The organism is Gemmobacter megaterium (assembly GCF_900156815.1).
Taxonomy (GTDB): domain Bacteria; phylum Pseudomonadota; class Alphaproteobacteria; order Rhodobacterales; family Rhodobacteraceae; genus Wagnerdoeblera; species Wagnerdoeblera megaterium.
In genome coordinates this window covers 337,088-356,848 of record NZ_FTOT01000001.1, presented here as the reverse complement: position 1 = coordinate 356,848, position 19,761 = coordinate 337,088, and the positions used below count along the sequence as shown (strand labels likewise).

Annotated in this window: 20 protein-coding genes; 11 read left to right on the top strand and 9 right to left on the bottom strand. The window is 66.4% G+C overall.

The window, feature by feature from the left end; all coding sequences use genetic code 11:
- The first annotated feature begins 72 nt into the window (after positions 1–72).
- The 3 genes from BW970_RS20470 to BW970_RS01665 all read left to right on the top strand — a co-directional run bounded on the left by BW970_RS20470 (position 73) and on the right by BW970_RS01665 (position 2,594).
- Complete coding sequence (locus BW970_RS20470) at positions 73–189, top strand: entericidin (RefSeq protein WP_144038842.1); 117 nt, start codon at positions 73–75, stop codon at positions 187–189.
- Between the two features lie 40 nt (positions 190–229).
- Complete coding sequence (locus tag BW970_RS01670; RefSeq protein ID WP_076528064.1) at positions 230–901, top strand: helix-turn-helix transcriptional regulator; 672 nt, start codon at positions 230–232, stop codon at positions 899–901.
- Positions 902–965: 64 nt separating this feature from the next.
- Positions 966–2,594: an alpha-D-glucose phosphate-specific phosphoglucomutase gene (locus BW970_RS01665; RefSeq protein WP_076528062.1), complete on the top strand. Its 1,629-nt coding sequence runs from the start codon at positions 966–968 to the stop codon at positions 2,592–2,594.
- Positions 2,595–2,677: 83 nt separating this feature from the next.
- Here BW970_RS01665 and BW970_RS01660 read toward each other — a convergent pair whose 3' ends face one another.
- Together BW970_RS01660 and guaB are read right to left on the bottom strand one after the other, a co-directional pair.
- Positions 2,678–4,690, bottom strand: a complete 2,013-nt coding sequence (locus BW970_RS01660; protein ID WP_076528060.1) for a polysaccharide biosynthesis protein — start codon at positions 4,688–4,690, stop codon at positions 2,678–2,680.
- Positions 4,691–4,964: 274 nt separating this feature from the next.
- Positions 4,965–6,413: an IMP dehydrogenase gene (gene guaB, locus BW970_RS01655; RefSeq protein ID WP_076528058.1), complete on the bottom strand. Its 1,449-nt coding sequence runs from the start codon at positions 6,411–6,413 to the stop codon at positions 4,965–4,967.
- Between the two features lie 154 nt (positions 6,414–6,567).
- Here guaB and BW970_RS01650 point away from each other — a divergent pair, with 154 nt between their 5' ends.
- Positions 6,568–7,263 (top strand): type 1 glutamine amidotransferase, encoded by a 696-nt coding sequence (locus BW970_RS01650; protein ID WP_076528056.1) that lies wholly within the window; start codon positions 6,568–6,570, stop codon positions 7,261–7,263.
- Here the strand turns inward: BW970_RS01650 and BW970_RS01645 are convergent.
- On the bottom strand, positions 7,260–8,231 hold the full coding sequence (locus BW970_RS01645) for a TDT family transporter (protein ID WP_076529150.1): 972 nt from the start codon (positions 8,229–8,231) through the stop codon (positions 7,260–7,262). The genes BW970_RS01650 and BW970_RS01645 overlap by 4 nt on opposite strands.
- A 218-nt stretch (positions 8,232–8,449) precedes the next feature.
- Here BW970_RS01645 and BW970_RS01640 point away from each other — a divergent pair, with 218 nt between their 5' ends.
- A complete protein-coding gene (locus tag BW970_RS01640; protein ID WP_076528054.1) occupies positions 8,450–8,767 on the top strand; it encodes a DUF3775 domain-containing protein in 318 nt (105 codons plus the stop codon).
- A 1-nt stretch (position 8,768) separates the two neighbouring features.
- On the opposite strand, the gene BW970_RS01635 is transcribed toward BW970_RS01640, so the two are convergent.
- From BW970_RS01635 to glmU, 3 genes are all read right to left on the bottom strand, one after another.
- A complete protein-coding gene (locus tag BW970_RS01635; protein ID WP_076528052.1) occupies positions 8,769–9,446 on the bottom strand; it encodes a DNA alkylation repair protein in 678 nt (225 codons plus the stop codon).
- Between the two features lie 33 nt (positions 9,447–9,479).
- Positions 9,480–11,300, bottom strand: a complete 1,821-nt coding sequence (gene glmS, locus BW970_RS01630) for a glutamine--fructose-6-phosphate transaminase (isomerizing) (RefSeq protein WP_076528050.1) — start codon at positions 11,298–11,300, stop codon at positions 9,480–9,482.
- A gap of 92 nt (positions 11,301–11,392) precedes the next feature.
- Complete coding sequence (gene glmU, locus BW970_RS01625; protein WP_076528048.1) at positions 11,393–12,730, bottom strand: bifunctional UDP-N-acetylglucosamine diphosphorylase/glucosamine-1-phosphate N-acetyltransferase GlmU; 1,338 nt, start codon at positions 12,728–12,730, stop codon at positions 11,393–11,395.
- Between the two features lie 106 nt (positions 12,731–12,836).
- Between glmU and BW970_RS01620 the strand changes: the two genes are divergently transcribed.
- The 3 genes from BW970_RS01620 to BW970_RS01610 are packed head-to-tail and all read left to right on the top strand — an operon-like array spanning position 12,837 to position 15,972.
- Positions 12,837–13,505: an HAD-IA family hydrolase gene (locus tag BW970_RS01620; RefSeq protein WP_076528046.1), complete on the top strand. Its 669-nt coding sequence runs from the start codon at positions 12,837–12,839 to the stop codon at positions 13,503–13,505.
- Positions 13,506–13,508: 3 nt separating this feature from the next.
- Positions 13,509–14,762 carry a TCR/Tet family MFS transporter gene (locus BW970_RS01615; protein ID WP_083701091.1) on the top strand — a complete coding sequence of 418 codons (1,254 nt, stop codon included), beginning with the start codon at positions 13,509–13,511 and terminating at the stop codon, positions 14,760–14,762.
- Complete coding sequence (locus BW970_RS01610; RefSeq protein ID WP_076528044.1) at positions 14,755–15,972, top strand: DegT/DnrJ/EryC1/StrS family aminotransferase; 1,218 nt, start codon at positions 14,755–14,757, stop codon at positions 15,970–15,972. Before BW970_RS01615 ends, BW970_RS01610 begins: the two co-directional genes overlap by 8 nt.
- Positions 15,973–16,073: 101 nt before the next feature.
- Here BW970_RS01610 and BW970_RS01605 read toward each other — a convergent pair whose 3' ends face one another.
- A complete protein-coding gene (locus BW970_RS01605; RefSeq protein WP_076528042.1) occupies positions 16,074–16,628 on the bottom strand; it encodes a peptidylprolyl isomerase in 555 nt (184 codons plus the stop codon).
- The gene (locus BW970_RS01600) at positions 16,621–17,130 is read right to left on the bottom strand and encodes a peptidylprolyl isomerase (protein WP_076528041.1); all 510 of its coding nucleotides are present in this window, start codon (positions 17,128–17,130) and stop codon (positions 16,621–16,623) included. Before BW970_RS01600 ends, BW970_RS01605 begins: the two co-directional genes overlap by 8 nt.
- A 120-nt stretch (positions 17,131–17,250) precedes the next feature.
- On the opposite strand from BW970_RS01600, the gene BW970_RS01595 reads away from it, so the two are divergent.
- From BW970_RS01595 to aroQ, 3 genes are read left to right on the top strand one after another with little or no spacing between them, the layout of a single operon-like run.
- Complete coding sequence (locus BW970_RS01595) at positions 17,251–18,444, top strand: phosphoglycerate kinase (RefSeq protein ID WP_076528039.1); 1,194 nt, start codon at positions 17,251–17,253, stop codon at positions 18,442–18,444.
- Complete coding sequence (locus BW970_RS01590) at positions 18,441–18,863, top strand: cupin domain-containing protein (RefSeq protein WP_076528037.1); 423 nt, start codon at positions 18,441–18,443, stop codon at positions 18,861–18,863. Before BW970_RS01595 ends, BW970_RS01590 begins: the two co-directional genes overlap by 4 nt.
- 15 nt (positions 18,864–18,878) lie before the next feature.
- Positions 18,879–19,313 carry a type II 3-dehydroquinate dehydratase gene (gene aroQ, locus BW970_RS01585; protein WP_076528034.1) on the top strand — a complete coding sequence of 145 codons (435 nt, stop codon included), beginning with the start codon at positions 18,879–18,881 and terminating at the stop codon, positions 19,311–19,313.
- Between the two features lie 112 nt (positions 19,314–19,425).
- On the opposite strand, the gene BW970_RS01580 is transcribed toward aroQ, so the two are convergent.
- A complete protein-coding gene (locus BW970_RS01580) occupies positions 19,426–19,761 on the bottom strand; it encodes an ArsC/Spx/MgsR family protein (protein ID WP_229740423.1) in 336 nt (111 codons plus the stop codon).

Here is a 19,761-nt window from a genome sequence, read left to right as displayed (position 1 = left end):
CGACTTTGACCGGGATATTCATATCAGAGCGAAACCGCATTCCGGCGTACCGGAAGCAGATGAGGCAGAGAGATGACACGGATGATGCTTGGCGCGCTGGTCGCGCTCGCCCTGGCCGGGTGCAATACGGTGGATGGCGTCGGGCGCGATGTTTCCGGCGCGGCCCAGCGGGTCGGCGCCTGGTTCTGAGGCCGGTTGACCTTGGCGGCGCCGCGCGCAAGGATTTGACATGCGCCGCACCGACCGCCTGTTCGACCTGATCCAGATCCTGCGCGACGGGCGGCTGCACCGTGCCTCGGAAATGGCAGAGCGGCTGGGCGTCTCGGTGCGCACCATCTGGCGCGACATGGCAACGCTCATGGCCAGCGGAATGCCGGTCGAGGGGGAACGCGGCGTCGGCTATATCCTGCGCGCCCCGATCACCTTGCCCCCGATGATCCTGACCGGAGACGAGATCGAGGCGCTGCGGGCCGGGGTGCGTCTGGTGGCCGAAGGCAGCGACCCGGCGCTGGCCCGCGCGGCCCGCAGCCTGGCCGCCAAGATTGCCTCGGTGACGCCTGCGCCGCCCGAAGGCGACGATCTGTTCGATTTCACCGGGCGCGAGACCGGCAGGGCCGCCGCGCTGATGCCTGCGATCCGCAGTGCCATCGCCAGCCGCGAGCGGCTGACCATCAGCTATATCGACCCCGAGGGCCGCGAAAGCCACCGCGACATCCGCCCCCTGGCGCTGGAGATGGAGGGCCGGGTCTGGACGCTGGCGGCCTGGTGCGACCTGCGCGGCGGGTTCCGCAGTTTCCGCATCGACCGGATCGTTGCCCTGTCCGGCACGGGCGAGACCTTTGCGCGGGAAAAAGGATGCGAGTTGGCAGACTATCGCGCGGCGATGGCGCCCGGCGCCTGAGCGCTGCTTGCGCAATGCGCCGCTTCCCGCCATGGTCGCGCCGGTTCACGACGGGAGATTTCCGATGACCAGCATGACTGTCACCGCTGGCCCCTTTGCGGGGCAGAAGCCCGGCACTTCGGGCCTGCGCAAGAAAACCGCGCAATTCCGCGCGCCGCATTATCTGGAGTGCTTTGTCCAGGCGATCTTTGAGGCCATCGACGCGCCGGGCAAGGTGCTGGTGCTGGGGGGCGATGGCCGGTTCTTCGGGCGCGAGGCAGCGGCTGTCATCCTGCGGATGGCGGCAGCGAATGGTGTGGCACGGGTCATCCTTGGCCAGGGCGGGCTGCTGTCCACCCCGGCGGCCTCGCACCTTATCCGGCTGAACGGGGCGGATGGCGGGATCATCCTGTCGGCCAGCCACAATCCCGGCGGCGAGACCGGGGATTTCGGTGTCAAATACAACATCGCCAATGGAGGCCCCGCCCCCGAGGCGGTGACGGCGGCAATTCATGCGGCCAGCGAAACCCTGACCGGATACCGTATCTCCGACGCCCCGGCCCCGGACCTCGACCGGCTGGGCGAAACCCTGCTGGACGGCATGGTCGTGCAGGTGGTCGATCCGGTTCTCGACTATGCCGAACTGATGGAGCGGCTGTTCGACTTTCCCGCCATCGCGCGGATGATCGCGGGCGGGTTTACCCTGCGATTTGACGCGATGTGCGCCGTCACCGGCCCCTATGCGGTGGAAATTCTGGAACGCCGACTGGGCGCGGCACCGGGGTCGGTGGTGAATGCCGTTCCCCTACCCGATTTCGGCGGGATGCACCCGGACCCGAACCCGACATGGGCCTCGGATCTCTACGAGCGGATGATGTCGCCCGAGGGGCCGGATTTCGGCGCCGCCTCGGACGGCGACGGCGATCGCAACATGGTGCTGGGGCGTGGCATCTATGTGACCCCCTCGGATTCGCTGGCGGTCCTGGCGGCCCATGCCCATCTGGCCCCCGGCTACTCTGGCGGGATCAAGGGGATTGCCCGGTCGATGCCCACCTCTACGGCCGCCGACCGCGTGGCCGAGGCGCTGGGGATCGAGGCGCATGAAACGCCGACCGGATGGAAGTTCTTTGGCACGCTGCTGGATGCCGGCAGGGCGACGATCTGCGGCGAAGAGAGCTTTGGCACCGGGTCAGATCATGTCCGCGAAAAGGACGGGCTCTGGGCCGTGTTGCTGTGGCTGAACATCCTGGCGGCAACTGGCCAGGGCGTGGACGCGCTGTTGGCCGCGCATTGGCGACGGTTCGGGCGCGTCTTCTATTCGCGCCACGATTACGAGGCGTTGCCCGTAGCCCAGGCCGAAGCGGTGATGGCAGAGTTGCGCGGCCAGTTGGACAGCCTGCCCGGCAGATCGGCCGGTGGGCTGCGCATCGTGGCGGCGGACGACTTTGCCTACGCCGATCCGGTCGATGGCTCTGTCACCACAGGTCAGGGGCTGCGGGTTCTGTTCGAGGGCGGCGCGCGGTTCGTGCTGCGGCTGTCGGGCACCGGAACCGAAGGCGCGACGCTGCGGCTGTATCTGGAATGGCCCTGCAACGATCCTGACCAGTTCGAGACCGAGACTCGCACCATGCTTGCCCCGGTGATCGCCGCCGCAGAGGCGCTGGCCGGGATCGCCCGCCACACCGGGCGCACGGAACCTGATGTGATCACCTGACATCAGCGCATGTCATGGGCTGGCAGGGATTGGTCCTCACCTGCCAGCCCAGGCGGGCGCGCAGTCCCAGCGCGGGGCCGGGGTCAGCCCCCGGCAGCCCCGCTTTGCAAAAGCGCGTTGACCGGCGCGGGCTGCGCCGCAGCGGCAGCCGGGGTGGCGGTGGTCGCGGCAGCATCGGATCTGACGGGGGCTGCACCTGCACGGCGCGGGGCAAAGCCGATCGGCGCATCTGACAGCAGGCGGCGCAATTCCTGTTCGTCATCGGCATCGCAGGCCGCTTGCAGGTCGTTCAGCAGTGCCGATAACCGAACCCAATCCAGCGAGGTTTCGGTTGCCATCAGGATGCGCGAATGCCGGGTCGGCTCGCTGACGGTGCCGATGAACAGTTCCTCGAACAGCTTTTCGCCCCGACGCGGCGCCGTGAAGACGATGGGGATGACATCGGCAACCGCCGCCGCCTTGCGCGCGGCACTGTCGCCTTCAATCACCGGGGCAAAGCCGGACAGCCGGATCATGCGGGCGGCAAGCTCTGCGATCTTGACCGGCTCGCCCATGTCCAGCAGGAACACATCGCCGCCCTTGCCGCCTTCGGCCAGGGCGCTGGCCTGGATCACCAGTTGCGCCGCCTCTCCGATGGTCATGAAATAGCGCATGATCTCGCGGTGCGTCACCGTGACCGGCCCGCCTGCGGCGATCTGGCGGCGGAACAACGGAATGACAGAGCCGGACGAGCCCAGCACATTGCCGAACCGCACCATCGAGAACCGGGTGCGCCCGCCATCATGGGCCAGCGCCTGGCAGACCAGTTCGGCAAGGCGTTTCGACGCGCCCATCACATTGGTCGGCCGCACGGCCTTGTCGGTCGAGATCAGGGTAAAGCTTTCGACCCCGGCGGCCACCGCAGCCTGCGCGCAGGCCAGGGTGCCGAACAGGTTGTTGGCCAGCCCCTGAACCGCATTGTCCTCCACCATGGGGACATGCTTGTAGGCTGCCGCGTGATAGATGGTTTCTACCCCGTGACGCCGCATCAGATTTTCCATGCGCGCGCGATCGCGCACTGTTCCAAGCACCTGCACAAGACGGGTGTTCAGCCCGCCGCCCTTGCGGATGGCCGACAGTTCCTGCCCGATCTCGAACAGGGCGAATTCCGACTGTTCGAACAGCACCAGAACCTTGGGACGCTGGCGCAGGATCTGGCGGCACAACTCCGCCCCGATGGATCCGCCTGCCCCCGTCACCATGACGGCCTTGTCGCGAATGTTGGCCGCCATCAGCGCCGGATCCGGCGGAACCGGATCGCGGCCCAGCAAATCCTCGACCGAGACTTCGGTGATCTCGTTCACCTTGTGCTTGCCGGTGACAAGCTCTGCCATGCCCGGAATGGTCTGAACGCGAATGGGCAGATGTTCCAGCCGCTTCAGAATGGCCGCGCGCGCGGCACGGCTGGCCGATGGCATGGCCAGCAACAGCACCTTGGCCCCGTAATCGCGCACCAGACGTTCAAGTTCGGACGGGGCAAAGACACGCAATCCGGCGATCTGGCTGCCCCAGAGATCGGGATTGTCATCGACAAAGGCGACGGTGGTATGTTCCATCCCCTGCCACATCGAATGCGCGGTCTGGCGCCCCGATTGTCCGGCGCCATAGATGATCACACGGGTCTTGTCGCGCGAATGGGTGCGCTGATAGATCGCCCGCAGCGCAAACCGGATGCCCCCCACGGTACACATGGCCAGCACCGCATAGATCACCGGCACGGTCGAGGGAATCGGCAGGTCCAGCCAGACGATCATCGCGGAGACGGCCAAGGCGCTGGCCGCGACACCGTTCAGGATGGTGATCAGCGCGCGCAACCCCATGTAGCGGATCACGGCGCGGTAGAATCCAAGCTTGACGAACAGGATCAGCGTGACCGGCAGCGCCGCGACCAGCGCGGCCCAGACCTTCGGGTCGCTGATGAATTCAAAGCTTTCGGTGCGCAGCAGCATGGCCAGCACAAAACTGGCGGACAATAGCAGCGTGTCGGCCAGAACCTGTAAAATGCGCTTGTGCGTGCGCCGCAAGTCGAAAAGCGCACGAAGCGGGTTAGGTGACATTTACCATCCTGCCTTGCCAGATCCGGGTGCAGACGAGTCTACCAATAGATCAACACCAATAAGATGCTGCACTGATAGCATGATTTTCGCCGCGCTGTCACATATGTTCTTGAAAAGAGTGCATGGAATCCGGGCACTCAGCCCAAGGGTTCGGCAGATTTTTGCGCATGGCGGCCGGTCCTGTGTCCGGCCGTTCCGACGGCCGGACCGGGGCGCCAAGGCTGGCGAATGGCGCTTCGCCAGCCGGGTGCGGGGCGCGGGCGCCACCGAGGGATCAACCCGCGCGGTAGTTCGGGCTTTCGCGGGTGATCTGCACGTCATGGACATGGCTTTCCTTCAGGCCCGCGTTGGTGATGCGCACGAACGAGCAGTTGGCCCGCATCTCGGGCACCGTCCGGTTGCCGGTATAGCCCATGGCCGCACGCAGACCGCCGACCATCTGATGCACCACGGTTGCCACCGGCCCCTTGTAGGGCACCTGACCCTCGATCCCTTCGGGAACCAGCTTGTCGCTGGCGGCATCCTTCTGGAAGTAGCGATCAGCCGATCCGCGCGCCATTGCCCCCAGACTGCCCATGCCGCGATAGCTCTTGTAGCTGCGGCCGTTCCACAGGATCACCTCGCCGGGCGACTCGTCCGTGCCCGCCACGGCCGATCCGACCATGGCGCAGGACGCCCCCGCAGCAATCGCCTTGGCAAAATCGCCGGAATATTTGATGCCGCCATCGGCGATCACCGGAATATCCCCTGCCGCGCCCGCCGCATCCATGATCGCGGTCAACTGCGGCACGCCCACACCCGCCACAATCCGCGTGGTGCAGATCGAACCGGGACCGATGCCGACCTTGACCGCATCCGCACCAGCGCGGATCAGCGCCCGCGTCGCCTCGGCCGTGGCCACGTTCCCGGCAACCACCTGAACCGAATTGGAAAAGTTCTTGATCCGCTCGACCGCCATGGCGACGCCTTCGGAATGGCCATGCGCGGTGTCGATCACCACCATGTCCACCCCGGCCTCGATCAGCGCCTTGGACCGCTCGAATCCTTCGTTCCCCACGGTCGAGGCTGCGGCCACGCGCAGCCGGCCCAGGTCGTCCTTGCAGGCCTGCGGATTGAGCACCGATTTCTCGGTATCCTTCAGCGTCAGCAGGCCGGTCAGCTTGCCCTGCCCGTCCGTCACCAGCAGCTTTTCGATGCGCCGCGCCTTCATCAGGCTGATCGCCTCGTCCCGGTCCACCGGCTCGCGCAGGATGGCCAGATTGTCAGCCGTCATCATCACCGAAACCGGCGTCTTGTCGTCGCTGGCAAAGCGCATGTCGCGGTTGGTCACGATGCCCACGACGCGGCCCCTGTCATCCACGACCGGAAAGCCGGTGATGTTGTAGCGATCCATCAGCACCTTGGCATCCGCCAACGTCTGATCGGCCCGCAGGGTGATCGGGGCATAGACCACACCGGATTCGAACCGCTTGACCCGGCTGACCTCGCGCGCCTGTTCCTCGATGCCAAGGTTGCGGTGCACAACGCCCATGCCGCCGACCTGGGCCATGGCAATCGCCATGCGCCCTTCGGTCACGGTATCCATCGCGCTGGACAGCAGCGGAATGTTCAGGCGGATCGCGCGGGTGACATGCGTCGACGTATCGGCGTCAGAGGGCAGCACGCTGGATGCAGCCGGAACCAGAAGCACGTCGTCAAAGGTAAGTGCCTCGCGAATCTCCATGGGGGCCTCCTCGGAGTTGTTCGTTTGGCGGTTCCCCCTTTCACGCCCGGCAAGAAAGCGCAAGGGGCAATGACGCCGGATCCGCCATGCGGCAAACCCCCTTGCCCGTCCGCGCGGGCCATGGTTCATCTGCACCAGTCACAGCGGAACCCCCATGCGCATCGCCATCGTCGAGAACACCACCTTTACCCACCATGGCCAGGTCGGCGTCGCCCTGCACGAGGCCGCCGCGCGGATCGGGCTGTATACGCCTTGGTCTGATGGCGCCCTGCCCGACCCCGGCAGCTATGACGCGCTGGTCGTCTTTGGCGGCGAACAGGCGGCGACCGATGACCACAGCCATCCCTACCTGCCCGATCTTGCCGCGCGAATCCGCCAGTTCGCGGCGCAGGACAAGGCGGTGCTGGGCATCTGCCTTGGCGCGCAACTGATGGCACGGGCCTTTGGCGGGGTGAACCGGCTGGGCGCCGCGCCCGAGGCTGGCTGGTGCCGGGTTGACCTGCGCCCGGAAGGCCGGGCCGATCCGCTGTTTGCCGGGCTGGACGGCAGCTTTCGCATCATGCAACTGCATTCCGATACCTTCGATCTGCCGCCCGGCGCCATCCATCTGGCGACCAGTGCAGCCGCACCGGCCCAGGCCTTTCGCATGGGTCGCGCCTGTTATGGCACCCAGTTCCATTTCGAGGCCTCGCGTGCCGTGGTGGCCGACTGGAACCGCGGCTTCAGCCATGTGTTCCGTGCGACAGACCCGGATTGGGACCGCCGCTATCCCGAAACCGAAACGCTCCACGGGGCCGCAGCCGATGCGGCAGGATTGCAGCTTGCACGCAACTGGGTGGCGCTGATCTAGGCTTGGGCGGCGTTGGTCTTGATCGCAAGGCCACCCTTGGCCCAGGCTTGCACCACCTTGAAGGCGATCGGCAGGATGATCCCCGTGGACGCCGCCAGCAGGATCAGCCCCGGCACCGCCCAGCCATTCGCCAGCAGCGCCGAGGTGCAGGCGGCCAGCGGAAAGGTAAAGGCCCCCCAAAGCGCCGAGAACCCCGCCTGCGTCACCCAGCGGCCAAAAAGCAGCAGCCCCGACAGGATCACCACGGCAAGACCCAGAGACCCGGTCGCCAGCATCGGCATCTCCAGCATGGCGGCCACGGTGGCAAACAGGCTGGCCGGGGCCAGATGAATGGCCAGCAACGGGCGCAGCGGTGCAGGCGGAATGCGGGTGACAAGCTGGCGCAGGCTGACCGCCCAGATCGCCAGAGCCACCGGAATGGCCAGATACAGGATGGCCCGTGCCAGCCCGTCATGGCCCAGCGGGACCAACGCCAGCGGCGCCAAGATATAGCCGACATAGGTCAGATGCCACACCGGCGTGATGACCCGCGCCTCGTCGGGGCCGGTCAGGAACAGCCGCAGGATGGCCAGCCCCAGGACGACATGGGACAGGGCCGCCACGGCAAGGACCGCCCGCGCAAGCCCCGGCGCATAGGGAACCAGCGCCGCCGCCAGCAGCATCGCCGACAGGTTGGCCGCCGCCAGCCCCGCCCGGCCCGGCAGGATGCGCAAATCCTCGGCAACGACACCGGGGCGCCGGGCCACCTTGGCCAGATAGGCGAGCAGCATGAAGAGATAGAGCAGCGTCACCGCCCCCAGCACCGCCTCGGCGATGCCCCCCGGAAGACCTGCAACCTCTGCCCCCCGCCGCCAGGCCAGCCCCAGGCCGAACAGGCCCATGACCGGCGGAAAGATCGCCGGAGGGGTCCGGCGAAACATCCCGGTCCGGGCCTGGTTGCGAAAGGCGGGAGGTTGGGAACTGGCCATCTGGAACTCCACCGAGGATGTCCCCCGATAGCAGCGTGGCCCTGTGCGGCCAATCCCCTGCGGCAAGCCGCCGCGCAGGACAGATCGCAGCGGGGGCGCACTGCCCCCGAGGATATCGGGGGCCGCGCGAAACGTGCGCATGGTGCAGGCGGGCGGCCGGATGCTCTTGCATCCGGCGGGGAACAGGCGGACACTCTGGGACAGTCGCGGAGGGCCCCATGATCGAGATCGGCATCGACAAGGTGATACATGTCCTGTTCCTGGCCCGCGAGGGGCAGGCCGGGGCGGGCGAGATGAAAGCCTTCATCGACGCGCTGAACGCCGATGAACAGGCGCATCTGACGGCCATCGCCTGGGTCGGCCGTGGCGCGTTCGAGCCCGAGGACTATGCCGCAGCGGTGGAAACCGCCTTTGCCGAAGCGACGACACCGACAGCGCATTATCTGGCCGGGATGCCGCATCTGTCAGAGAATCTGGAATCCGGTCTGGATTTGCTGGGGATCGACGTCTCGGATGCCGAGGCGGATTTCCTGTAGGCTAGAGGTGGCGCCCGGCCTCCTTGCGGGCAAAGGGCTTGAGACCGTCGCCATGCGCCGCCAGAAAGGCGCGGCTGCGGTCGGGATCGTGGCGCGACAGGTCGCGCACCCACCAGGCAATGGATTTCTGGATGAACCAGTCGCGGTCCGGCGCATATCCGGCGGCCCAGCCCAGCACCGTCTCGCGGATCTCCAGATCCTGCGGTTTGGGGTTGTTCATCTTGGCCCAGGGCAACGTCATCACAAGCGCGGCGCGACGGGTCCACATGTTGGGATGGGTCGTCCAGCCCGCCACGGTGCCCAGACGCGACGGATCGGCAACCAGCCGCTTTTGCCCCGCGATGCTGGCGTGATCGGCGGTTGCCCAGCCCTCGAACGTCTCGGCCCAGCCCGCGACAAGCGCCCATGCCCCCGAGTCGTCGGGGCGGATACGGGCCTGTTCCAGCAGCTTGGCCGCCATCACCATGGTTTCATGGACCCCCATGTCCCACAGCGCCGCCGCCAGCCCAAGACGGGCGTCGAGCGACAGGCTCTGGCGCCAGCCCCGCGCCAGCATGTCGATCTGCGGAACCGGAATGCCAAGATAGGGCCGCCCGATCTTGTGATAGGCGGCCATCTCGCTGGCCTTGACCGGATCGGCCATCGACTCGAGCAATGCGCGGGCCTCGGCCGGGGTCACGGGTGAACCATTTTCTGAAGAAAGCGACACAAGCTATTCCACTGTCACGGATTTCGCCAGATTTCTTGGCTGATCCACATCGGTGCCCTTGGCCACGGCGGTATGATAGGCCAGCAGTTGCGCGGGCACAGCATAGAGGATGGGCGCCAGCAGCGCAGGCACTTCGGGCATTGCCAGGCCGCTCCAGACGCCATCCCCCGCTTGCGCCAGCCCCGCGCGATCCGACAGCAACACCACCTTGCCATGGCGTGCCATCACCTCTTGCATGTTCGACACGGTCTTTTCGAACAAGGCATCGCGGGGGGCCAGAACGACGACCGGAACATTGGCGTCGATCAAGGCGATGGGGCCATGCTTGAGTTCGCCCGAGGCATATCCTTCGGCATGGATGTAGCTGATTTCCTTGAGTTTCAGCGCACCTTCAAGGGCAAGTGGATACATCGGGCCGCGCCCCATGAACAGCACGTCCTGCGCCTTGGCCAGATCATTGGCCAGGACGCGAATCTCGTCATCCAGCCCGACGGCATGGTTCATCAGGCCCGGCAGGCTGTTCAGGCTGGCCAGATGCTCGGCCACTGCCGCCGCGTCCAGCCGCCCGCGATCCATCCCGGCCTTGAGCGCCAGCAGCGCCAGAACCAGAAGCTGGTTGGTGAATGCCTTGGTAGAGGCCACGCCGACCTCTATTCCGGCCAGGATCGGCAGCGCCAGCCCGGCCTCGCGCGCCATGGAGGAGGTGGGCACATTCACCACCGCCAGCGTGCGCGCCACCTTGTCCTGTGCGTGGCGCAACGCGGCCAGGGTGTCGGCGGTTTCCCCCGACTGGCTGACAAACACCGCCCAGGATGCCGAATCCAGCACAGGATCGCGGTAGCGGAATTCCGAGGCGATATCGACATCGCAGGGCAGCCCTGCGAGCTGTTCGAACCAGTATTTTGCCACCTGACAGGCGATGTTCGCCGTCCCGCAGGCCACAAGGACCAAACGGGACACGCCGGTGAAATCCACCTCGTCCGGCAGGCGCAGCCCGCTGCGGTCGGCAGAGAGATAATGGCGCAGCGCATCAGCCAGAACCACCGGCTGTTCGGCGATTTCCTTCATCATGAAATGGCGATACCCGCCCTTTTCCACCCGGACCGAGTCGATCTGGATGCGGGTCTGCGCGCGGTTGGCAAGCCGCCCCTGCGCATCATAGATCACGGCGCCGGCGCGCGTGACCTCGGCGCGATCGCCCTCTTCGAGATAGGTGATGCGGTCGGTCAGGGGCGCAAGCGCGATCGCGTCGGATCCCACGAACATTTCGCCATCGCCATGACCGATGGCCAGCGGCGAGCCCTTGCGCGCGGCGATCAGAAGATCGTCCTCGCCTTCGAACAGGAAGCACAGGGCAAAGGCGCCGTGCAGACGGGCAAGCGTCCTGGCCGCCGCCTCGCGCGGGGAAGCCCCCTGTTCCATGTAGCGCCGCGTCAGAAGCGCGACGGTTTCGGTATCGGTCTGGGATTCGGGCTGATAGCCATCAAGGGCAAGCTCGTCCCGCAACTCCTTGAAATTCTCGATGATTCCGTTGTGGACGATGGCAACGCGGCCTGCGCGATGCGGATGGGCATTGACCACGGTGGCCGCACCATGAGTGGCCCAGCGGGTATGGCCGATGCCGGCCTTGCCGGTCAGCGGCGCGTGGACCAGAAGGTCCGAAAGGTTCACCAGCTTGCCCACCGCGCGGCGGCGGTCCAGACGGCCCTGATCCACCGTGGCGATCCCGGCGGAATCATATCCGCGATATTCCAGCCGCTTGAGCGATTCCACCAGCAGGGGCGCAACCTCGTGGTCGCCAAGCACTCCGACGATGCCGCACATTCACTGACCTCCGGTCTGTTGTGGCAGGTGGCGGACCGGGGGCTGCGCGCCCCCGGACCCCCGCGGGGTATTTGAAGCAAGATGAAAGGGGATCATCCCCGTGCCGCCTTGAGGGCGCGCAGTTTTTCGAACAGGCGTGTGGCAAGGCCGGGTTTGTTCACCTGGCGGGTGCGGCCGACCGCAAGCGCCCCGGACGGGACATCCATCGTGATGACGGAGCCGCTGGCGGTCAGTGCGCCATCGCCGATGGTGACGGGGGCGACCAGCATGGTATCCGAGCCGATGAACGCCTGTCTGCCGATGGTGGTGCGGTGTTTCATCACCCCGTCGTAATTGCACGTCACAGTTCCCGCGCCAATGTTGGTGTGTTCCCCCACCGTGGCATCGCCAAGGTAGGTCAGGTGGCCGACCTTTACCCCCTCGTCCAGGATGGCGTTCTTGATCTCGACGAAATTGCCGACATGGACATCTTCTGCCAGTTCGGCACCGGGACGCAGGCGGGCAAAGGGACCGACCGTGGCGCCGCGGCTGATGTGGCAGCCTTCGAGATGGCAGAAGGCGCGGATCTCGGCGCCCGATTCGACGGTGACACGCGGGCCGAACACAACATTGGGCCCGATGACGGCATCCCGTCCGATGATCGTGTCATAGGCCAGGAACACGGTATCGGCGGCCTGCATCGTCACGCCGGTCTCCAGCAGTTCCGCGCGCTTGCGGATCTGGAAGGCGGCTTCGGCGGCGGCCAGTTCGGTCCGGGTGTTGATGCCCAGCGTTTCCGCCTCGTCGCAGAGCACCACGCCGGCCGACAGGCCGCGGGCGCGCGCCAGGCCCACGATATCGGTCAGATAGTATTCGCCGGCGGCATTGGCATTGCCCACCTGGTCGATCAGATCGAACAGCAGCCCGGCATCGGCGGCGAGCACGCCGGAGTTGCACAGTTCGATCTCGCGTTCCTCGGGGCTTGCGTCCTTCCATTCGACGATGGCCAGCAGATCTTCGCCGCTGGTGACAAGACGGCCATACCGGCCCGGATCCAGCGCGCGGAACCCCAGGACCACCACATCATGCTGCCGGCGCGCCGCGACAAGGCGTTCCAGCGTTTCGGGGGTGATGAAGGGGGTATCGCCATAGAGGACCACCGCATCGCCCTGCCCCAGATGGCCGCGCGCCTGGGCCACGGCATGGGCCGTGCCAAGCTGTTCGTCTTGCAGCACCACCTGGGCCTCCGGGTCGAATTCCTGCACGGCCTGTGTCACCTGCGCCGCGCCATGACCCGCGACGACGACGATCCGTTCGGGATCGAGTGCGCGACCTGCGGCCATGGCGTGGACCACCAGCGGGGCGCCGGCCAGAGGGTGCAGCACCTTGGGCAGGTCGGAGTTCATGCGGGTGCCTTGGCCGGCGGCAAGGATAATCAGGGACAGCGCCATTCGGGGGGCCTTTTCATTTGCTCGTCCCCGTTCTACCCGTCGGAGGCGGCACCGCAAGGGGGCGGGGCCTCACGCCGTCTTTCCCAATGTGACAAAGGGGTCGCCTATGCGCACTGTGATCTTCGATCTGGACGGCACATTGGCCGATACCTCGGCCGACCTGCTGGCAGCGGCAAATGCCGCTTTCGATCTGGCCGGTCACGGGGCGCCGCTGGCGGCGGACGATGCGCTGACCGCCTTTCTGGGCGGGCGCGCGATGCTGCGGCTGGGGGCGACGCGGCTGGGGCTGGGCTGGGACGAGGAGGAGATCTCGCGCCGGTATCCGGTCTTGCTGGAGGCCTATGACGGCGCGATCGACACGCATACGCGGCTGTACCCCGGCGCGCTGGATGCCGTGCAGGCGCTGCGCTCCGACGGAATCGCTGTCGGCATCTGCACCAACAAACCGGACCATCTGGCCGAAAAGCTGCTGCAACGGCTGGGGGTGCGCGACCTGTTCGGGGTGATGGTCGGGGCCAACACGCTGGCGGTGCGCAAGCCCGACCCGGCGCCACTGTTCCATGCGATTTCCGGGGTCGGGGGCGACCCGTCCCGTGCCGTGCTGATCGGCGATACCGAGACCGACCGCCGGACCGGCCGTGCCGCGAATGTCCCCGTTGTGCTGGTCACCTTCGGCCCCGAAGGCGCGGGCGTTACGCGGCTGGAGCCCGAGGGGCTGTTACACGACTATGCCACGCTGCGCAGCGTCGTTGCGCCCTTTGTCGACCGGGTCTGAACCATGCACACGCTCTCGCCGCCCGATCTGCCGCCGGTCGCACCGCCGGTCACGCGCCATGCCTTTATCTTTGTGCTGATCACCGTGCTGCTGGACATGGTCGGCTTTGGCATCATCATTCCCGTCCTGCCCTCGTTGATCGAAGAGGTGGGGCATGTCGGGCTGGCCGAGGCGGCGACCATCGCAGGCTGGATGTTCTTTGCCTTTTCCATGGCCCAGTTCCTGTGCGCGCCGCTGGTCGGCAACCTGTCCGACAGTTTCGGGCGGCGCCCGCTGCTGCTGCTGGCCATCTTCGGTCTGGGGCTGGACTATGTGCTGTCGGCCTGGGCGCCCTCGCTGATGTGGCTGTTCGTGGGTCGGGTGCTGGCGGGGGTCTGCGGATCGTCCTGGGTCATTGCCAATGCCTATATCGCCGATGTCACCCCGCCCGAAGGCAGGGCCAAGGCCTTTGGCCTGATGGGCGCGGCCTTTGGCGTGGGATTCGTGATCGGCCCGGCCATCGGCGGCCTGCTGGGCGAGCTTGGCCCACGTGTGCCGTTCTGGGCTGCGGCGGGGATTTCATTCCTGAACTTCGTCTATGGCTGGTTCGTGCTGCCCGAAACGCTGGCACCGGCCAACCGGCGCCGGTTCGAATGGTACCGCGCCAATCCCTTCGGGGTGTTTGCAGTGTTTCGCAGCTATCCGGGCGTGATCCCGATGTGCGGCGTGCTGTTCCTGTTCTTCTTCGCCTCGGCGGTCTATCCGGCGATCTGGGCGTTCTGGGGTATGGCGAAATTCGGCTGGTCCGAGGCGATCGTGGGCCTGACCCTGGCGGTCTTCGGGTTGATCATGGCCGGGTTCCAGGGGCTGCTCACCGGCCCTGCCGTGGCGCGCTGGGGCGAGGTGCGGGTGGCCGTGGCCGGCTTGGTCTGCGCGGTGATCGCCGCCACCGGATACGGCTTTGTCGGCACGCTGGGCGCGGTGGTCCTGCTGATGCTGGTGCATGGGCCCGAAGGGTTCGTACACCCGATGCTCATGGCGCTGATGTCCAAGGTGGTGCCGGAAAATGCCCAAGGCGAACTGCAGGGCGGCATTTCGGCGGTGATGAACGTGGCGATGCTGGCCGGAACCGTGGCCTTCACCCAGGTCTTTGCCTATTTCATGGCGCCGAATGCGGTATGGCAAACGCCGGATGCCGCCTATTTCCTGGCAGGTGGCATCCTCGCGCTGACGCTGCTGCTCTATCTGTGGACCATCCGGGATCTGCGCCATGGCTGAGATATTCACCGGCAGCTTCACCCAGCAGGAACCGATCCCGGACGAGGCCATCGCCGCCGCCGTGGCGGTGATGCGCCATGGCCGCCTGCATCGCTACAACACCGCAGCCGGTGAGATCGCCGAAACCGCCGCGCTGGAGGAGGAATTCGCAACCTTCACCGGCGCCCGCTACTGCCTCGCCGTTGCCTCGGGCGGGGCAGCGATGCGGCTGGCGATGCGGGCGGCAGGCGTGGGACCGGGCAGTTCGGTTCTGACCAATGCCTTCACGCTGGCCCCGGTCCCCGGCGCGATTGCCGCGTTGGGGGCGGTGCCGGTGTTCGTCGAGACCACGCCTGCGCTGACCATCGACCTCGCGGATCTGGCAGCCAAGGCGCGGCCCGGCATGGTTCTGCTGCTCAGCCATATGCGCGGCCATCTCGTGGACATGGAGGCCCTGATGCCGATCGCCGAGGGCGCCGGCCTCCGCGTAATCGAGGATTGCGCCCATACCATGGGGGCGGCCTGGAACGGCACGCCCTCGGGGCGCCACGGCCTTGCGGGCTGCTATTCCACCCAGACCTACAAGCACATGAATTCGGGCGAAGGCGGGCTGATCGTCACGGATGATGCCGATCTGATGGCGCGCATGGTGCTCCTGTCGGGCAGCTACATGCTCTATGACCGCCACCGCGCGGCCCCTGGGCCCGACGCCTATGCCACGCTCCGCGAAGACATCCCCAATGTCTCGTCCCGGATGGACAATCTGCGCGCTGCCATCTTGCGCCCGCAAATCCCGCTTCTGGCCGACCGCACCGCCCGCTGGCGTCTGCGCCACGACAGGCTGGAGGCCGGGCTGCAAGGGATCCCCGGCCTGCACACCATCCCGCGCCCGCCGCAGGAGCTGTTCGTCGGCTCGTCCTTCCAGTTCCTGCTGCCCGGTCGGGATGGACCCTGGATCGACGGGTTCCTGGCCCGCTGCTTCGCCCGTGGGGTAGAGCTCAAATGGTTCGGCCGCCGCACTCCGGCCGGCTTCACCTCCAGCCATCACAGCTGGCGCTACGCCCCCGAACAGGCGCTGCCGAAAACCGATGCCGTGCTGGCCGGATTGATCGACATGCGCCTGCCGCTGACCTTCAGCCTTGACGATTGCGACCAGATCGCGCGGATCATCGCAGCCGAAGCCGTCAGCAACGCCCCCGCTCCGGCCATACCGGCGCGACAGGGGGACTAAGGCTTTCATCTTGCCCGAAATACCCTCGGGGGGATTTTCAAGGGGGGCGTGAACGCTCCCCTTGAAGCGGGGGTGCGGGGGCGGCGGCCCCCGCCTCTCCGTCACTCCTGTACAGTGACTTTCGCCATGACATCCGGTGTGCCACGCACCGCACCGGACTGGCCGCCGCCGCGCTTGATGCTGTCCACGACCTCCATGCCCGACACCACCTGCCCGACAACGGTATACTGCCCGTTCAGATGCGGCGCAGGCGCGAACATGATGAAGAACTGGCTGTTCGCACTGTTGGGGCTCGACGACCGGGCCATGCCGACCACGCCGCGCTCGAACGGCGCGGTGCTGAACTCGGCCTTCAGATCCGGCAGCTTCGAGCCGCCCATACCCGCGCGCGACAGATCGGCGCCCTTGCCGAATTCGACATCGCCGGTCTGGGCCATGAAGCCTTCGATCACGCGGTGAAAGGCCACACCGTCATAGGCGCCGTCTTTCGCCAGGCTCACGATGCGCGCGACATGGCCGGGGGCCAGATCGTCGCGCAATTCGATGACCACGGTGCCATTGGCATCGCCCTGGACCTCGATCGCCAGCTTCGGCCCGGCCAGCGCCGCACCCGACATCAGCCCCAGCGCGATAAACGCGCCCAGAACCTTACGCATCCGCAGCCACCCGGACCTTGATCATCTTGTCGGGGCTGGCCGGCGGCTCGCCACGCACGATCTTGTCCACGAATTCCATGCCCGACAGCACCCGGCCATAGACGGTGTATTGTCCGTTCAGGAAATGGTTGTCCTTGAAATTGATGAAGAACTGGCTGTTCGCGCTGTTCGGGTTCGACGAACGCGCGGCCCCCAGCGTGCCCCGGTCATGCGGCAGCTTGGAAAATTCGGCCGGCAGATCGGGCAGGTCGCTGCCACCCGTGCCCGCACGGCGGATGTTGAACGAGGGCTGATCGGCGTTGCCGTTTTCCACATCGCCGGTCTGGGCCATGAAGCCGTCGATCACGCGGTGGAACACCACACCGTCATAGGCACCGGCGCGCGCCAGTTCCTTCATGCGTTCGGAATGCTTGGGCGCCACCGCCGTCAGCAGTTCGATCACCACGTCGCCGTCCTTCAGCGTGACGATGATGGTGTTTTCGGGATCCTTGATCTCGGCCATTCGTGCCTCCTGTATGCTCGCGCGCGACACTAGGGGGAAGTCCGCCCAAGGAAAAGGCCAAAGCGGTTGACGTTGCCGCGATCCCTTGGGATTAGGGGCCGACCGGACCCGGAGGATGCGATGGCCTGGAAAACTCTCGACGACATGGACCTCAAGGACAAGACGGTGCTTGTCCGGGTGGACATCAACGTGCCGGTGGAAAACGGCCGCGTGACCGATGCGACCCGGATCGAAAAGATCGTCCCGACCATCAAGGACGTGATCGCCAAGGGGGGCCGCCCGGTGCTGCTGGCCCATTTCGACCGCCCCAAGGGCAAGGTCGTTCCCGGAATGAGCCTGCGCCAGGTTCTGCCGGCATTGCAGGCCGCCCTGCCCGGCCACCGCGTGAGCTTTGCCGAGGATTGTATCGGCGGCCCGGCAAAACAGGCGATTTCGGCCATGCAGGCGGGCGATGTCGTCTTGCTGGAAAACACCAGATTCCATCCGGGCGAGGAAAAGAACGATCCCATGATGGCGGCTGCCCTGGCGGCGCTTGGGGATGTGTTCGTCAATGACGCGTTTTCCGCCGCGCATCGCGCCCATGCCTCGACCGACGGGATCGCCCGATTGATCCATGCCTGTGCCGGGCGGCAGATGCAGGCCGAACTCAAGGCGCTGGATGCGGCGCTGGGAACACCGCTGCGCCCCGTTGTCGCGGTGGTCGGCGGCGCAAAGGTATCGACCAAGCTCGATCTGCTGGGCAACCTTGTCGGCAAGGTCAACCATCTGGTGATCGGTGGCGGCATGGCCAATACCTTTCTGGTGGCGCAGGGCATCGAAGTGGGCAAAAGCCTGGCCGAACGCGACATGGCCGATACGGCGCGCGAGATTCTGGCCAAGGCAAAGGCCGCAGGCTGCACCATTCACCTGCCGGGGGATGTGGTGGTGGCACGCGACTTTGCCGCCCATGCCCCGCACGAGACGGTGGCCGCAACCGCCTGTCCCGCCGATGCGATGATCCTGGATGCCGGACCGCAGGCGGTGGCCGATATCGCGCAGGTGTTCGAAAGCTGCCGCACGCTGATCTGGAACGGCCCGCTGGGCGCCTTTGAACTGGAGCCGTTCGACAGCGCGACCAGAACCGCGGCGACCAAGGCCGCCGACCTGACCGCAGCAGGCAGGCTGGTCTCTGTGGCCGGGGGCGGCGATACGGTGGCCGCGCTGAACAAGGCCGGTGTGGCCGAGCGGTTCACCTATATCTCCACCGCCGGGGGCGCCTTTCTGGAATGGATGGAAGGCAAGCCGCTGCCCGGTGTTGAGGCGCTGAACCAGTGACCGCGCAAGCGATCATCCGCCATCTGGGGCTGGCGCCCCATCCCGAAGGCGGATGGTATCGCCAGACCTGGGCGGCCGGGAACGATGGCCGCCCCATCGGCACCGCCATCCTGTTCCTGTTGCAGGCCGGAGAGGTCAGCCACTGGCATCGGGTGGATGCCACCGAGATCTGGCTGTATCATGCCGGCGCCCCGCTGATCCTGTCGGTGGCGCAAACCGGATCCGGCCCCGCGCAGGACCGGATACTGGGGCCGGATGTGCTGGCCGACCAGATGCCGCAGATGATCGTGCCGCCGCATCACTGGCAGGCGGCGCGCAGCACCGGGGACTACACGCTTGTTTCGTGTACGGTTTCGCCGGGGTTCAGCTTTGACGGCTTTACCCTCGCGCCGCCCGGTTTCGACATTCCCCGCGCCTGATCCACGGAGGTCGCCATGCGCCAGATCCTGCTGCTGAACGGTCCCAACCTGAACCTGCTGGGCCAGCGCCAGCCAGAGATTTACGGGCACGAGACGCTGGCCGATGTGGTCGCCGCCTGTACACGGGTCGCGGCAGAGGCTGGCCTGTCGCTGGTCGCGCATCAGTCGAACCGGGAATACGAACTGATCGACCGGGTGCATCAGGCGCGCGGGCAGATGTCGGGCATCGTGATCAATCCCGGCGCCTTCACCCATACGTCTGTCGCGCTGCTGGATGCGCTGAATGCGTTCGAGGCGCCGGTGATCGAGGTGCATGTCTCGAATATCCACAAGCGCGAATCGTTCCGCCATCACTCCTATGTCAGCCTGCGGGCCGAAGGGGTGATCGCAGGATGCGGCGTACAGGGATACGAACTGGCGGTGCAACGGCTGGCCCGACTGATCGGGTGACACCCGGCCCTAGGCTGCGCACATGCCCTGAGCTGTGCCTGAGCACCATCCTGCGGCGGCGGCGCGCGGAGATGGCCCCTGATGCGGGACGCCACGCCGCCAGATCCGCCGCTCAGGCGCCGTAGCCTGCCGCTATCTCGGGGGTCCAGCCAAGCGTAAGCCCGTCGGGGCCGCGGATCACCGGGCGCTTCATCAATGTCGGCTGCGCCGCCAACTGGGCATCGGCCTCGGATTCGCGCAGGAAATCCGACAGCGACCGCCAAGTGGTGGATTGCCGGTTGATGATCGCGGTGCCGAATTCCGTCACCAGTTCGTCGATCTCTGCCGGGGACAGCGGCGCCATGCGCACATCCCGGAACGTCACCGCGTGACCCGCCGCCGCCAGCGCCTTTTGCGCCTTTTTGCAGGTGTCGCAGGTCGGAATGCCATAGAGTGTCAGATCCGCCAT